This window comes from Arthrobacter sp. Z4-13, assembly GCF_054792705.1.
This window is the reverse complement of sequence record NZ_CP096459.1, coordinates 3,750,784-3,766,994: the sequence shown is the minus strand read 5'-3', so window position 1 is coordinate 3,766,994 and position 16,211 is coordinate 3,750,784. Positions and strand designations below refer to the sequence as shown.

Here is a 16,211-nt window from a genome sequence, read left to right as displayed (position 1 = left end):
CTGTTGTAACCACAAAAGTTTTCCCACACCACCCCGAAAGGGGTTGGTGCCGGGTACAAGGGTTACGGCGGTCATAGCGTGGGGGAAACGCCCGGTCCCATTCCGAACCCGGAAGCTAAGACCCACAGCGCCGATGGTACTGCACCCGGGAGGGTGTGGGAGAGTAGGTCACCGCCGGACAACCATTAGGTCGAGGCCCCAACCACAACGGTTGGGGCCTCCCACATTAAGCGGCAGGGCCCTGACACACCACGTCAGGGCCCTACCGCTTTAACCACCACCACACACAGCCCCGGCAACGCCCCATCAGCTCCCGCACCAGGCTGGACAACGCGGCATCAGCTCCCGCACCAGGCTGGGCAACGCGGCATCAGCTTCCGCGGCAGCACCGCCGTCGTACTGCAGGACGTGATGGAGGGATCCCCGGAAACCTGCAGGACGTGATGGAGGGCGCCGGTCGGATCGTCCGCGGCGAAGACCTCCTCCAGCCGGATGGCGGCCCTGCCGCCGAGGTGTCGGCACCGGGCAGCAGGAGAATGCGTCGGCTCTCAATCATGGCCTGATTCGCCAAGGAGTTCAGGCGGAAGTGTTCGAACAAAGCGCTGCATCGTGCCCGAGGACACTGAACCCGAAGTGGTCACCATCCTCAGGCATAAACGCCCCCGGATGACCCGCCGCATCGAGTTCCTCATCGTTGCGGGCGTTCGTTAGAAAATTTCGCCCGGAGTGCTGCTGTGCGTTCGAACGAGCATATCCTCAGCGTTGCGGAGCCTTTCCTGGCTCCAGCACTCTAAGCCGGCAACGCTGGAGGGCGTGTGCTGGGACGACGGGGTGAGCATGAGAGCCTCACTATGCGCTGGATAGGGAGCATACTGAGGGGAGGCCGCGTTTGCGGTTTCATTGTCCTCGGGTCGCCCCCCTTGCAAGGGGTTGTTGTTTGGGCATAAAAGGGAAATGAGGCCCATCATGGCCGATGAACCACGTCTATTGCCGCCTGAGCTTGTCGTTGATCACCTGCAGGACCTGGTCCTGAAGACCGTGGACGTGAAGGAGATGCTGGACGAACTGGCCGCCTTTACGGCTCTCACGCTCTCTGACCCTGCCGCTGCCTTCTGCAGCATCACGTTGATGCGACGCAAGAAGCCACTGACGGTAGCCAGCAGCGAAAAGGGTGCCGTGCGGCTCGATGAGACCCAATACCGCGCCGGCGACGGGCCCTGCCTGACCGCCATCCGTGAGCAGATCGTCATACATCTGCCTGACATAGGCCACGAACACCGCTGGCCCGACTACACCGCGTCGGCACTGGTGGAGGGAGTCGGTTCCAGTCTGTCCGTACCGTTGATCCTGGAGGGGGAAGCGGAAGCGGGCCTGAATTTGTACTCCACCCGCTGCTATGGATTCAGCCGTGAAGACATCGAAAGGGTCGAATCTTACGCCTATCACGCCTCCAAGGCTCTCCGGCTCGCGGTGCGGATTAGCCAGCTGGCCGAGGCAAAGAACCACCTGACTGCCGCGCTTGAGTCCCGCACCGTCATTGATCTGGCAGCCGGCGCGATAATGGCGCAAAACCGTTGCAATCAGGAATCTGCGATGAAGATCCTGAAAATCGCCTCCAATACCCGGAACGTTAAACTCCGGGACATCGCAGCGTCAGTCGTCGCGTCACTGTCCGAAGACCCGAGAGTGCGGACGCACTTCGACGCTTAGTCTCCACAGACGGGCGTCGTACATGCCTGCTGCTGTCGCCGTTTCGCTGCTCCTGTCAGTAGCGACAACGGGAGCAGGTTCCGCTGCCTACAACCGGGGACAATCCTGATGGGTTATCCATCGCTACTGCAGTCAGGGAGCTATCCCCATGGCTCCCACTTTTCAACCGTGGATACCCGAAGGGACCCCAGCTGTCGACAGATCAAAGTCATCTTAAGCTGGTGCAAGTGGAAGCTGCCCTAATGACCCCCGGCTGGTCCGCCCGAACGGTGTAAGCGCGGACTTGTGCTCACGTCCTCGGGCCCTTGTCGGTAGCCATCCGCCGGCGGCGTTCAGACGTCGCCAAGCCCCACCCGCAATGGAGAGCAGGGTCTTCACTGCGCGTCGTTAAGGGCGGCGTAAGTGTGAGCCAGTCCATAGTGCGCGTTTCTTGCGTGTGCCCCGGAAAGCTGCGGCGGTTGACCTGACGTTCCTTGTGTTGGCGGGGTTTTTGGGGGTGTGGGGGTGGTGTTGGGGTGGATTTGCGGGTTGGGTTGGGGGCGTGTATTGTTTTCTGAGTCGCCGCCGCTGAAGCGGAAAGAGTGCGGCCAATCCCCTTCTTCAACAGCCTGAAAATGGTTCGCTTTTGGGCGTGCCGGGTTTGGGTGGGGCTGGTTTTCCTGGTTTTGTGTCGCGGAAACGCTGATTTGCAAAGCTTTGGGGGATCGGGTAAGTTTGAAAAGTTGCTCCGGAGCGATCCTTGACACGGTATGTGTTGTGGTGGTGCCGGGTGTGTCTGTTGTTTGAGAACTCAATAGTGTGCCAAGTTTGTTGATACCGATTTGTTTTATGAATTGGTTGGATTTGCCGGGCTGCCCGCCCCTGTGGGTGGTCTGGTTTTTACAGCTGGTTTCAAATTTTGTGCAGCTTTTTGGTCCCGTTTTCCCGGGGCTGGGGGTTGTGTCTGTTTTTGTTTTACTTCAACGGAGAGTTTGATCCTGGCTCAGGATGAACGCTGGCGGCGTGCTTAACACATGCAAGTCGAACGATGAAGCCAGCTTGCTGGTGGATTAGTGGCGAACGGGTGAGTAACACGTGAGTAACCTGCCCTTAACTCTGGGATAAGCCTGGGAAACTGGGTCTAATACCGGATATGACTCCTCATCGCATGGTGGGGGGTGGAAAGCTTTTTGTGGTTTTGGATGGACTCGCGGCCTATCAGCTTGTTGGTGAGGTAATGGCTCACCAAGGCGACGACGGGTAGCCGGCCTGAGAGGGTGACCGGCCACACTGGGACTGAGACACGGCCCAGACTCCTACGGGAGGCAGCAGTGGGGAATATTGCACAATGGGCGCAAGCCTGATGCAGCGACGCCGCGTGAGGGATGACGGCCTTCGGGTTGTAAACCTCTTTCAGTAGGGAAGAAGCGAAAGTGACGGTACCTGCAGAAGAAGCGCCGGCTAACTACGTGCCAGCAGCCGCGGTAATACGTAGGGCGCAAGCGTTATCCGGAATTATTGGGCGTAAAGAGCTCGTAGGCGGTTTGTCGCGTCTGCCGTGAAAGTCCGGGGCTCAACTCCGGATCTGCGGTGGGTACGGGCAGACTAGAGTGATGTAGGGGAGACTGGAATTCCTGGTGTAGCGGTGAAATGCGCAGATATCAGGAGGAACACCGATGGCGAAGGCAGGTCTCTGGGCATTAACTGACGCTGAGGAGCGAAAGCATGGGGAGCGAACAGGATTAGATACCCTGGTAGTCCATGCCGTAAACGTTGGGCACTAGGTGTGGGGGACATTCCACGTTTTCCGCGCCGTAGCTAACGCATTAAGTGCCCCGCCTGGGGAGTACGGCCGCAAGGCTAAAACTCAAAGGAATTGACGGGGGCCCGCACAAGCGGCGGAGCATGCGGATTAATTCGATGCAACGCGAAGAACCTTACCAAGGCTTGACATGAACCGGAAAGACCTGGAAACAGGTGCCCCGCTTGCGGTCGGTTTACAGGTGGTGCATGGTTGTCGTCAGCTCGTGTCGTGAGATGTTGGGTTAAGTCCCGCAACGAGCGCAACCCTCGTTCTATGTTGCCAGCACGTGATGGTGGGGACTCATAGGAGACTGCCGGGGTCAACTCGGAGGAAGGTGGGGACGACGTCAAATCATCATGCCCCTTATGTCTTGGGCTTCACGCATGCTACAATGGCCGGTACAAAGGGTTGCGATACTGTGAGGTGGAGCTAATCCCAAAAAGCCGGTCTCAGTTCGGATTGGGGTCTGCAACTCGACCCCATGAAGTCGGAGTCGCTAGTAATCGCAGATCAGCAACGCTGCGGTGAATACGTTCCCGGGCCTTGTACACACCGCCCGTCAAGTCACGAAAGTTGGTAACACCCGAAGCCGGTGGCCTAACCCCTTGTGGGAGGGAGCTGTCGAAGGTGGGACTGGCGATTGGGACTAAGTCGTAACAAGGTAGCCGTACCGGAAGGTGCGGCTGGATCACCTCCTTTCTAAGGAGCACCTACAGGCTTCTGCTGCGTGTATGCGTTGGTGGGGGTTTGTCAGGAGTATATGCCCGTTGCGCAGACGTTTGTTCTGCGGCGGGTGCTCATGGGTGGAATATCAACGAATAGGTGCCTGGTGGCACGGACCGTTTGTTAGTACGGGCTGATCTCCTTGTGGGGTTGGTTCGGGAACGCTGGTGGTTTGTGGTGTTGGGTAGTGTTTGGCACACTGTTGGGTCCTGAGGCAACAGGGCCGGGGGTTTTGTTCCCGGGTTTGTTTGTTTCTGGTTTTCCTGGCTGCACCGATCATGCATGTAGATGTGTGGGGTGTGTGGTTTGGGGTTGTTGTTTGAGAACTACATAGTGGACGCGAGCATCTTTTATAAGAAGCAATTTCCAAGAATATGAACCTGGATCTGGTTGCAGCCCTTTTGTGGTTGTGGCTGGTTTTCATGGTTCTCTCGAAAATTACTGATTGATCTTTTGTGGTCAAGTTTTTAAGAGCACACGGTGGATGCCTTGGCATTAGGAGCCGAAGAAGGACGTAGGAATCTGCGATAAGCCTGGGGGAGTCGATAACCGGACTGTGATCCCAGGGTGTCCGAATGGGGAAACCCCGCCAGGGGCGCGAGTCGCCTGGTGACCCGCATCTGAACACATAGGGTGCGTGGAGGGAACGCGGGGAAGTGAAACATCTCAGTACCCGCAGGAAGAGAAAACAATAGTGATTCCGTTAGTAGTGGCGAGCGAACGCGGATCAGGCTAAACCGTTCCATGTGTGATAGCCGGCGGGCGTTGCATGGTCGGGGTTGTGGGACTTTCCGTACTGTCTCTGCCGGGGCAGTGGGGTGTGATGTGCAGGCATAGGTGAGCGGTCTTGAAAGGCCGGCCAGAGAGGGTGTGAGCCCCGTAACCGAAATGTTGTGTACCGCCTGGATGAGTATCCCAAGTAGCACGGGGCCCGAGAAATCCCGTGTGAATCTGTCAGGACCACCTGATAAGCCTAAATACTCCCTAATGACCGATAGCGGACCAGTACCGTGAGGGAAAGGTGAAAAGTACCCCGGGAGGGGAGTGAAACAGTACCTGAAACCGTGTGCTTACAATCCGTCGGAGCAGCCTTGTAGTTGTGACGGCGTGCCTTTTGAAGAATGAGCCTGCGAGTTAGTGTTACGTCGCGAGGTTAACCCGTGTGGGGAAGCCGTAGCGAAAGCGAGTCTGAATAGGGCGTTGCAGTGGCGTGATCTAGACCCGAAGCGAAGTGATCTACCCATGGCCAGGTTGAAGCGACGGTAAGACGTCGTGGAGGACCGAACCCACTTCAGTTGAAAATGGAGGGGATGAGCTGTGGGTAGGGGTGAAAGGCCAATCAAACTTCGTGATAGCTGGTTCTCCCCGAAATGCATTTAGGTGCAGCGTTGCGTGTTTCTTACCGGAGGTAGAGCTACTGGATGGCTAATGGGCCCTACAAGGTTACTGACGTCAGCCAAACTCCGAATGCCGGTAAGTGAGAGCGCAGCAGTGAGACTGTGGGGGATAAGCTTCATAGTCGAGAGGGAAACAGCCCAGACCACCAACTAAGGCCCCTAAGCGTGTGCTAAGTGGGAAAGGATGTGGAGTTGCGAAGACAACCAGGAGGTTGGCTTAGAAGCAGCCATCCTTAAAAGAGTGCGTAATAGCTCACTGGTCAAGTGATTCCGCGCCGACAATGTAGCGGGGCTCAAGTACACCGCCGAAGTTGTGGCATTCAGATATTAGCTAAGCCCTTGTGGTTCAGGCGTCTGGATGGGTAGGGGAGCGTCGTGTGGGCAGTGAAGTCGCGGTGTAAACCAGCGGTGGAGCCTACACGAGTGAGAATGCAGGCATGAGTAGCGAAAGACGGGTGAGAAACCCGTCCGCCGAATGATCAAGGGTTCCAGGGTCAAGCTAATCTGCCCTGGGTAAGTCGGGACCTAAGGCGAGGCCGACAGGCGTAGTCGATGGACAACGGGTTGATATTCCCGTACCGGCGAAAAACCGCCCATGCTGAACAGGGGATACTAACTGCCCGAGACCTGCCTGACACCCCTTGTGGGTGAAGGGTTTTGGTGGAGCGCAGGACCTGATCCTGGGAGGCAAGCGTATTAACAGGTGTGACGCAGGAAGGTAGCCAAGCCGGGCGATGGTTGTCCCGGTCTAAGGATGTAGGGCGAACGGTAGGCAAATCCGCTGTTCATGATGCCTGAGATCTGATGGGACCCCCGTTTGGGGGGATTTGGTGATCCTATGCTGCCGAGAAAAGCATCGACGCGAGGTTTTAGCCGCCCGTACCCCAAACCGACACAGGTGATCAGGTAGAGAATACTAAGGCGATCGAGAGAATTATGGTTAAGGAACTCGGCAAAATGCCCCCGTAACTTCGGGAGAAGGGGGGCCCCAACCTTGATGGACACTTGCTGTCCGGAGGGGATCGGGGCCGCAGAGACCAGGGGGAAGCGACTGTTTACTAAAAACACAGGTCCGTGCGAAGTCGCAAGACGATGTATACGGACTGACTCCTGCCCGGTGCTGGAAGGTTAAGAGGACCGGTTAGCCGCAAGGCGAAGCTGAGAATTTAAGCCCCAGTAAACGGCGGTGGTAACTATAACCATCCTAAGGTAGCGAAATTCCTTGTCGGGTAAGTTCCGACCTGCACGAATGGAGTAACGACTTCCCCGCTGTCTCAACCATAAACTCGGCGAAATTGCAGTACGAGTAAAGATGCTCGTTACGCGCAGCAGGACGGAAAGACCCCGAGACCTTTACTATAGTTTGGTATTGGTGTTCGGAGTGGCTTGTGTAGGATAGGTGGGAGACGTTGAAGCCCGGACGCCAGTTCGGGTGGAGTCATCGTTGAAATACCACTCTGGTCACTTTGGACATCTAACTTCGGCCCGTAATCCGGGTCAGGGACAGTGCCTGATGGGTAGTTTAACTGGGGCGGTTGCCTCCTAAAAAGTAACGGAGGCGCCCAAAGGTTCCCTCAGCCTGGTTGGCAATCAGGTGTCGAGTGTAAGTGCACAAGGGAGCTTGACTGTGAGAGAGACATCTCGAGCAGGGACGAAAGTCGGGACTAGTGATCCGGCGGTACATTGTGGAATGGCCGTCGCTCAACGGATAAAAGGTACCTCGGGGATAACAGGCTGATCTTGCCCAAGAGTCCATATCGACGGCATGGTTTGGCACCTCGATGTCGGCTCGTCGCATCCTGGGGCTGGAGTAGGTCCCAAGGGTTGGGCTGTTCGCCCATTAAAGCGGTACGCGAGCTGGGTTTAGAACGTCGTGAGACAGTTCGGTCCCTATCCGCTGCGCGCGCAGGAAATTTGAGAAGGGCTGTCCTTAGTACGAGAGGACCGGGACGGACGAACCTCTGGTGTGTCAGTTGTACTGCCAAGTGCACCGCTGATTAGCTACGTTCGGATGGGATAACCGCTGAAAGCATCTAAGCGGGAAGCTCGCTTCGAGATGAGATTTCCATACACCTTGTGTGTGAGAGGCCCCCAGCCAGACCACTGGGTTGATAGGCCGGATGTGGAAGCGAGGACTAACGACTCGTGAAGCTGACCGGTACTAATAGGCCGATAACTTACACCACACACCACCCCGGCAAACGTTCCTTCAAAAGCGTTTGCAACCACGGGTTGGTAAAAAGATAAACAAGACTGCTTGCGTCCACTATGTGGTTCCCGAACAACAAACCAAACTGTTGTCCAGGGAACAAAACCACAACTGAATAACAACACCACAGCTGCATCACTGCAGCACCTGTTGTAACCACAAAAGTTTTCCCACACCACCCCGAAAGGGGTTGGTGCCGGGTACAAGGGTTACGGCGGTCATAGCGTGGGGGAAACGCCCGGTCCCATTCCGAACCCGGAAGCTAAGACCCACAGCGCCGATGGTACTGCACCCGGGAGGGTGTGGGAGAGTAGGTCACCGCCGGACAACCATTAGGTCGAGGCCCCAACCACAACGGTTGGGGCCTCCCACATTTAACACACCCCGCACGGGCCGGCAACGCCCCAACAGCTCCCGCACCAGGCTGGGCAACGCGGCATCAGCTCCCGCGGCAGCACCGCCGTCGTACTCTAGGACATGATGGAGGGATCCCGGAAACCTGCAGGACGTGATGGAGGGATCCCGGAAACCTGCAGGACGTGATGGAGGGATCCCCGGAAACCTGCGGGAGGTGATGGGGCGTCACCGGGAGGTGCGGCACGGCCAGCCATTAGCGCGAAAGCGGGCTCGAAATCCCCCCAAATCTGGTGATTAACCTCAAAAAGTCGCGGAAACACGCGGAATTTGCGGAACGGGACGGCCCAAGCTGGTAAGTTTTCGAACAGTGGCTTGTACGCATGCCGCGTGCAGGCTCCAGAATTATTACCGTCCAGGAGGACATCAATGGCTAAGAACCGTAGTGAACTTGTTTCAGAGGTAGCAGGCAAGGCAGGCACCAGCCAGGCAGCCGTCAACTCCGTCCTCGACGCACTGTTCGAGGTTTTCGAGACTTCCGTTGCCGCGGGCGAAAAGATCACCATCCCGGGCTGGCTCGCCGTTGAGCGCACCGACCGTGCAGCACGCACCGGCCGCAACCCGCAGACCGGTGAGACCATCCAGATCGCCGCTGGCCACAGCGTCAAGCTGACCGCCGGCTCCAAGCTGAAGGCTGCGGTCTCCAACAAGAAGTAAAGCTTCTTCCTCCCGGCATCACACCGGCATGGACGAGGGGCGGCAACCACCCGGTTGCCGCCCCTTTGCTTTAAGCCGATTCGCGGCCGGGGCGAGGGTAGCGGACAATGGATAGGTGCCTTCTGCCGCAAAACCCCAATCCACACCAACCCAGCCAGCTCCCGGTAAGGGAGCCCCTGGGCAGGGCGGCGGTGCCCCGGGCGTCCCCAGGGCATGGCAGTTGGCAGGACTGGCGGCACTCCTCCTCGGACTCGTGGCGGCACTCATCTTTTCCGGCGCGGCCGCTGCCCGTGAGGTCTCGGATCCCGGCGCCCTGGTCCGCTGGGGCCTGCCCGTCAGCAAGGCAATCCACAACGTAGCGGTGGCCACGGTCATCGGCGGCCTCATCTTCGCCGTAGGCATCCTGCCCAGGAGCCTGCGACTCCGCAGCAGGAATCGGGAGGCCCCCTCAGCGGATGCCGAACATCCCGCCTTCACCCGCGCCCTGTCCGTCGCAGCCGCTGCGGGCGCCGCCTGGACCCTGTCCGCCATTGCCGTCCTGGTGCTCACCTATTCGGACGTGGCAGGGCAGGGCGTGTCCGGAGACGCCGAATTCACCCAGGCCCTCGTCTTCTTCATGACCGACATCGAGACGGGCCGTGCCTGGCTCGCCGTCATCATCATTGCCGCCGTGGTGACAACAGCCCTGTTCGGCGTTCGGTCCTGGGGCGGGCTCGCCCTGACCCTGGTCCTGGCACTCATCGGCCTGGTCCCAACCGCCTTGATCGGGCACTCCTCGAGCTCCTCGGACCACGAAGGTGCCATCAACTCCCTTGGCCTGCACCTTGTGGGCGTCAGTACCTGGGTGGGCGGCATCATCATGCTGGCGCTGCTGTCCGGCATCCTGACCGGCCCCAAAGCCGGCGCGACGGCGGACATCACCGGGGCCACACTCAAAAGGTTTTCCTCCCTGGCCGGCTTCGCGTTCGCGCTGGTCTTCGCCTCCGGCATCATCAACGCCAGCATCCGCATCACCAACTGGGGTGGCCTCTTCGGCTCCTCCTACGGCCAGCTGATCCTGGCCAAGTCCGCTGCAACACTGGTCCTGGGAGGGATCGGCCTGATGCACCGCCGGTGGGTCATCCCGCAGCTGACCCGCAAGGGTTCCACCATGTCCTCGCGAAGGGTCCTATGGCAGCTCGTCCTCGCTGAATTCCTGATCATGGGTGCAACCTCCGGTGTGGCCGTGGCCTTGGGCCGCTCTGCCCCGCCCCAGTCCACCACGTATGCACCCGACGCCTCACCCGCTTTCATTCTCACCGGCTACGAACTCCCGCCGGAGCTGACCCCCGCCCGCTGGCTCACAGAGTGGCGGCTGGACTGGCTCTGGATAGCAGTGGCAGTGTTCGGGCTCGTTTCCTACTTCCTGGGCGTGGCGAAGGTCCACCGCCGCGGTGACAAGTGGCAGTGGTTCCGGTCCGTGAACTGGGTGATCGGCCTGCTGGTGCTGACGTACATCACGTCCGGTCCGCCGTCGGTCTACGGCCGCGTACTGTTCTCCGCGCACATGGTGGACCACATGGCGCTCACCATGGTGGCCCCCATCTTCCTGGTCCTCGGCGCGCCCGTGACCCTCGCCCTGCGCGCCCTGCGCCCGCGGGGAGACGGTTCACGTGGCCCGCGCGAGTGGCTGCTGGTGTTTGTGCACTCCAGGTTCTCGCAGGTGGTCACGCATCCGCTCTTCGCCGCCGCAAACTTCGCCGGCTCGATCGTCCTGTTCTACTACTCGGACCTGTTCGGGTTCGCCATGCGCGAGCACGTGGGGCACGAACTGATGATCCTGCACTTCCTGCTCACGGGATACATCTTCATCCTGAGCATGATCGGCTCGGACCCGCTGCCGCGCCGGGCACCGTACCCCATGCGGCTGCTGCTGCTCCTGGCCACCATGGGCTTCCACGCCTTCTTCGGCGTGGCGATCATGGGCGGAACCAACCTGCTGGCTGCTGACTACTTCGGCAACCTGGGCCGGACCTGGGGACAGTCGGCGCTGCTGGACCAGCAGACCGGCGGAGCGGTGGCCTGGGGCATTGGCGAAGTGCCAACGCTCCTGGTGGCCATCGGCGTGGCCATCATGTGGTCCCGGTCCGACCAGCGGGAGACCAAACGCGTGGACCGGGCGGCGGACAGGAATAACGACGCCGATCTCACCGCTTACAACGATATGTTCGCCAAATTGGCTGAACGCGACGCCAGGGTGGCTGAACGAAACAAGCTGGAAGGACGCTGATGAGCGAAACCGTACGCACCCACCTCCGGGTCCGAGCCTCCGAACTGGTGGGCCGTAACTGGTTGAACACCGGCGGCAAATCGCTGGACCTCGAGGCCCTCCGCGGCAAGATCGTGCTGCTGGATTTCTGGACCTTCTGCTGCATCAACTGCCTTCACGTCCTGGATGAGCTGCGCCCGCTGGAGGAACAGTACTCGGACGTCCTGGTCACGGTGGGCGTCCACTCGCCCAAGTTCGAACACGAGGCGGACCCTGTGGCGCTGGCCGCCGCCGTGGAGCGCTACGAGATCCACCACCCCGTCCTGGACGATCCCGAGCTGGATACCTGGAAGGCTTACACCGCCCGCGCCTGGCCCACCCTAGTGGTCATCGACCCCGAGGGCTACATCGTGGCGCACCTCTCCGGTGAAGGCCACGCGGACGGGCTGGCGGTGCTGATCCCCGAGCTCATCGCCGAACACGAGGCCAAGGGCACCCTGCACCGCGGCTCCGGCCCGTACGTGGCGCCCGAGCCAACGTCCGGCACGCTGCGGTTCCCGGGCAAGGCGCTCTTCCTGCCCGCCGGGCGCGGTTCAGCCGCCCCAGAGGGAATGTCCGACGACGGCGCAGCGGCAAGTGCCGCAGCGTCCGCCCCAGGGTCCAACGGCTCAGCGTCCAACGGCTCAGCATCCAACGGCGCAGCAACGCGTGGGTCGTGGCTGGTTACAGATACCGGCCACCACCGCCTGGTGGAACTGGGCACCGACTTCCGCACCGTCCTGGGCACCTACGGCTCCGGCGTGAAGGGCTACGCTGACGGCCCCTCCGCCGGTGACGCGGCCGCCGCCCAGTTTAACGAGCCCCAGGGCCTGGTCCTGCTGCCGGAAGACGTGGCAGCCAAGGCGGGCTACGACGTCGTCATTGCAGACTCCGTGAACCACCGGCTCCGGGGTCTTTCACTGCAGGACGGGAAGGTGACCACCCTCGTGGGCAATGGCATCCAGCGGCTGCTGGAGACCGGCCCGGCCCGCGTGGACGAGGACGCCGCCGGCTTCACCGGACGCCTGAGCGAACACCCGCTGGAGGTCTCCCTGAGCTCGCCGTGGGATCTTGTGTGGTCCAGCAAGCTCAACGCCGTGGTCATCGCCATGGCGGGCACGCACCAGATTTTCAGCTACAACCCCTTGTCAGGTGCCGTGGCCATCGAGGCCGGCAACGGTCTGGAAGGCCTGCTGGACGGCCCTGCCCACGAGGCCTGGTTCGCCCAGCCCTCCGGCCTCGCTGAAGACGCGGCCGGCAACATCTGGGTGGCTGACTCCGAAACGTCCGCCCTCCGCAAGCTCGTGATCGACGACGACGGCGCCATCACCGTGGAGTCCGCCGTCGGCAAGGGTTTGTTCGACTTCGGGTTCCGGGACGGTGCCGCGTCTGAAGCCCGGCTCCAGCATCCGCTCGGCGTGACGGTGCTGCCGGACGGCTCGGTGGCAATCGCCGATACCTACAACGGTGCGGTACGCCGCTACGACCCCGCAGCGGGAACGGTCTCAACGCTGGCGCGCGGGCTCCTGGAGCCCTCGGACGTGATTGTGGACCACACACAGTCGGCCGGTTCAGAGCCGCTGCTCGTGGTGGTGGAGGCCAACCAGCACCAGCTGGTGTACGTCCCCATCCCCAAGGAAGCCCAGCAGGTGGACGAGGGCGCGGTTCAGACCCACCGTCCGAAGAGCCCAGTGGCCCCCGGCCCCCTGGAACTGACCGTCCGCTTCACCGCCCCCACGGGGCAGAAACTGGATGACCGTTGGGGCGACCCCACCCAGCTGAAGATCTCGTCCACTCCACCCGAGCTGCTGGTGTCCGGCGGCGGAACCTCGGTGGGTCTGCTCCGGACGCTTGAGCTGTCCGCAGACGTGCCTGAAGGCGTCCTGCACATCACCGCCCGCGCCGCAGCCTGCGACGGCCCGGAGACCGAGGACGGCGAAATTCCAGACCACGCTGCCTGCCACCTTTACCAGCAGGACTGGGGCATTCCTGTACTGCTGCAAAGCGACGGCGATACCGAGCTGGTGCTGGACCTGCGCGGCATGGACTGACCCCGCCGCCCTCGTAGCGAAACAAAAGCCTGCCGCCCGTGACCTACGCGTCACGGGCGGCAGGCTTTTGGCGTCCGGGAGGTACCGGCGGGCCGAATCCAGCCCTAGAAGCTGAGCAGCGGAGTGACTTTGATGGTGTCCCCGGCGACGTCCAGGCGGGTGGTGAAGCTGAAGTCCACCTCTTCGTCGAGCGGGTACCACGCGCCGGTGAACAGGTTCTGCTGGAGCGCCTCCACCTTCGCCTTGCCGTCCAGCGGCGCCACCACCCAGCGCCCGTCGAAGGGCTCGATGGCCACGTTGGGATATTCAGTCACGGACCATTTGATGGTGCCGTCCTGGACCCGGTTGTTACTGGCGTAGTAGAAGGGGCAGTCCGGCTGGAGCTTCTGCTCCTTGACAGCCTGGGCCGCGCAGCCGTCCAGGAACTCCTTGACCTTCGCCGCCACGTCAGTCTTCAGGTCGTCCGTGGCCTGCGTCAGCAGGTTCAGCGGCGCCACCGGGACGTCGCGGGTGGTGACGGTGGCACGGCTGGCGGGCGCAGAGAAGTACTCGCCGTTCACCGTGGCCTCATATTCGCCCGGGTAAAAAACGGCAAAGGAGTTCCGGCCGTTCGGCATGTTCACGTCCACGCCGTTGACGGTGGCCTCGCTTGCATTGACCACCGTGACATCGATGGTAGGCAGCCGGGACGGAACAAAGGCCCACGTGTTGAAAAAGATCCACTCGGTACCAGTCTTCTGCAGCGCGAACTCGGTGCGCAGCTGGCTGCCGTCGATGGTGTATTCCATTGGCACCATCACCTGGCCCCCCGGGCGTTCCTCGGCCTCGCCGACGTTCACATTGGTAAAGCGGGACGCGGCGGTCTGCAGGGCCGTGCCGTCGAGCATAGCGGCGTCGCTGGGCGGCACAGTTGCCCGCAGGAGTCCCAGCGCCTTGCCGCCGTCGCCGCTCTGCAGTGCGGCCAGATACTCGCGAACGGGTTGCTGCGGGCTGGCCACAGTATTGTTCACGAGGTTGATGGCAACGATGGCGCCGGCAACAGCAAGCATGAGGCCCAGCAGCCATCCGGCCGCTATCCTCACTAACGCTTGACTCATTTGCACGTTCCATACGTTACCTGCCACGCGCCCGACGGCGGCAGTTGAGCCGGCGCACCGCGGCGGCTCCCGTCAGCGGCGGCGCCGGGACGAGGTGCCGAACACACCGCGGAGCAGTTCGCGTCCCAGCTGGGTTCCGACGGACCGGGCCATGCTCTTCAGCCCGCCGCCCAGGGCTCCACCGAGGACACCTCCAAGGTCGCCCATCATGCCATCCCCCGTCTCCCGGCGGGTGGTGCGGGATGCCTCCGCGCGGGCGCGGCCCGGACTTTGCCTGGTGGACGTCGGCCTGGAAACGGGCCTGCTGCTGGGACGGCCGAGGATCTCCTCTTCGATCCGCCGGGCCTCGGCGTCGACGTCGGAACCCCCGGCGGTCGCGCGGCCTGGACCGCCGCCTGAACCGCCGTCAGGACCATCCCCGCCGGGAGCGCCAACGCCGGGAACAGGCGGCTGGCCGGTCGCGGCGGGGCCGGTGGGAGCTGCAGCTTTGCCGGTGAGCTTCTCGTAGGCCGAGGGGTTGTCCACAGCGGTCCCGTACTTGCCCAGCAGAGCCGACCCCGCCACGGTGCTTCTCACCAGGGCCTCGTCGCTGGGACCCATCACTGATTCAGGGGCTCGCAGCCGGGTAAGCGCCACGGGGGTGGGAGCGCCCTTCTCGTTCATAACGGTGACCACGGCTTCGCCAATTCCGGCCGACGTCAGCGTCTCTTCGAGGTCGTAGTCGCTCATCGGGAACGTGGATACCGTCGCCCTGAGCGCCTTGGCGTCCTCCGGGGTAAACGCGCGCAGGGCATGCTGTACCCGGTTGGCGAGCTGGCCGAGTACGGCAGCGGGAACGTCCTTGGGGGTCTGGGTGACGAAGAAGATCCCGACGCCCTTGGAACGGATGAGCCGGACGGTGGTGGTGATGGCCTCAAGGAAGGCCTTGGAAGCGTCATTAAAGAGGAGGTGGGCCTCGTCCAGGAAGAACACCAGTTTTGGCTTGTCCAGGTCGCCGGCCTCGGGCAGGTCCTCGAACAGGTCGGCCAGCAGCCACATCAGGAAGGTGGAAAACAGCATGGGCTTGGTCTGCAGGGTGGGCAGTTCCAGGCAGGTGACCACGCCCCGGCCGTCGGGAGCGGTCCGCAGCAGCTCGGCGGTGTCGAACTCCGGTTCGCCGAAGAACTTCTCCAGCCCCTGGGCCTCCAGGTTCACCAGTTCGCGCAGGATCACTCCGGCGGTCGCCTTGGACAATCCGCCGAGCTCTTCCAGCTGGTCCTTGCCCTCGGCCGAGGTTAGGAATTGGATGACCGCCCGGAGGTCCTTCAGGTCAATCAGCTCCAGGCCGTTTTTGTCAGCGAAATAAAATACGAGCTGCAGGCTGGATTCCTGCGTGTCGTTCAGCTCCATGATCCGTGAGAGCAGGATGGGGCCGAAGGACGTCACGGTGGCCCTGACCGGGACACCGTTGCCATCCCCGCCCAATGCCAGGAACTCGACGGGGAAAGCCTTGCCCTGCCAGGCCTGGCCGATAGCTTCGGTGCGTGCCGCGATTTTCCCGCTGCCGGCGGCCGCAGTGGCCAGGCCGGAGAGGTCGCCCTTGATGTCAGCCAGGAAGACCGGAACACCTGCGGTGGACAGCTGTTCCGCCATCATGTGCAGCGTGACGGTTTTGCCGGTGCCGGTGGCGCCTGCCACGAGGCCGTGCCGGTTCATCATGGCCAGCGGCAGGCGGACCTGCGCCACTTTATGGAGTTCGCCGTCCACGATGGCGGCACCCAGTTCGATGGCGGGCCCTTCCAGCGTGTAGCCCTTCCGGATGGTGGCAAGCTTCTCTGCTGTGGTTTTGTTGGCCATGCCGCCAGCTTAGCTGCGGCCAGGCCCCGCCGGCGGGGTAAGAAACG

Annotated in this window: 6 protein-coding genes and 4 rRNA genes; 8 read left to right on the top strand and 2 right to left on the bottom strand. The window is 61.7% G+C overall.

The genetic code is table 11. The annotated features are described in order from the left end of the window. The first annotated feature begins 63 nt into the window (after positions 1 to 63). The 8 genes from rrf (M1E07_RS19235) (at position 64) to M1E07_RS19200 (ending at position 13,231) form a co-directional block, all read left to right on the top strand. A 5S ribosomal RNA gene (gene rrf / locus M1E07_RS19235) occupies positions 64 to 180 on the top strand. A 786-nt stretch (positions 181 to 966) separates the two neighbouring features. Then, positions 967 to 1,710, top strand: a complete 744-nt coding sequence (locus tag M1E07_RS19230; RefSeq protein WP_461188206.1) for a GAF and ANTAR domain-containing protein — start codon at positions 967 to 969, stop codon at positions 1,708 to 1,710. Between the two features lie 959 nt (positions 1,711 to 2,669). Beyond that, a 16S ribosomal RNA gene (locus tag M1E07_RS19225) occupies positions 2,670 to 4,192 on the top strand. Between the two features lie 481 nt (positions 4,193 to 4,673). Beyond that, positions 4,674 to 7,799, top strand: a 23S ribosomal RNA gene (locus M1E07_RS19220). Positions 7,800 to 8,032: 233 nt separating this feature from the next. Further along, positions 8,033 to 8,149, top strand: a 5S ribosomal RNA gene (gene rrf, locus M1E07_RS19215). Together the 16S, 23S and 5S rRNA genes form the textbook arrangement of a ribosomal RNA operon. Positions 8,150 to 8,605: 456 nt before the next feature. Next, positions 8,606 to 8,893: an HU family DNA-binding protein gene (locus tag M1E07_RS19210; protein WP_104045996.1), complete on the top strand. Its 288-nt coding sequence runs from the start codon at positions 8,606 to 8,608 to the stop codon at positions 8,891 to 8,893. 115 nt (positions 8,894 to 9,008) lie between these two features. Then, positions 9,009 to 11,162 carry a cytochrome c oxidase assembly protein gene (locus M1E07_RS19205; RefSeq protein ID WP_461188205.1) on the top strand — a complete coding sequence of 718 codons (2,154 nt, stop codon included), beginning with the start codon at positions 9,009 to 9,011 and terminating at the stop codon, positions 11,160 to 11,162. Continuing rightward, entirely contained in the window at positions 11,162 to 13,231 is a 2,070-nt protein-coding gene (locus tag M1E07_RS19200; RefSeq protein ID WP_461188204.1) for an NHL domain-containing thioredoxin family protein, read from the top strand. The genes M1E07_RS19205 and M1E07_RS19200 overlap by 1 nt, the downstream gene beginning before the upstream one ends. 104 nt (positions 13,232 to 13,335) lie before the next feature. Here the strand turns inward: M1E07_RS19200 and M1E07_RS19195 are convergent, their stop codons facing one another. Together M1E07_RS19195 and M1E07_RS19190 are read right to left on the bottom strand one after the other, a co-directional pair. Further along, positions 13,336 to 14,328 carry a hypothetical protein gene (locus tag M1E07_RS19195; protein WP_461188203.1) on the bottom strand — a complete coding sequence of 331 codons (993 nt, stop codon included), beginning with the start codon at positions 14,326 to 14,328 and terminating at the stop codon, positions 13,336 to 13,338. A gap of 72 nt (positions 14,329 to 14,400) precedes the next feature. Then, entirely contained in the window at positions 14,401 to 16,164 is a 1,764-nt protein-coding gene (locus M1E07_RS19190; RefSeq protein ID WP_461188202.1) for a helicase HerA-like domain-containing protein, read from the bottom strand. Positions 16,165 to 16,211: the final 47 nt, after the last annotated feature.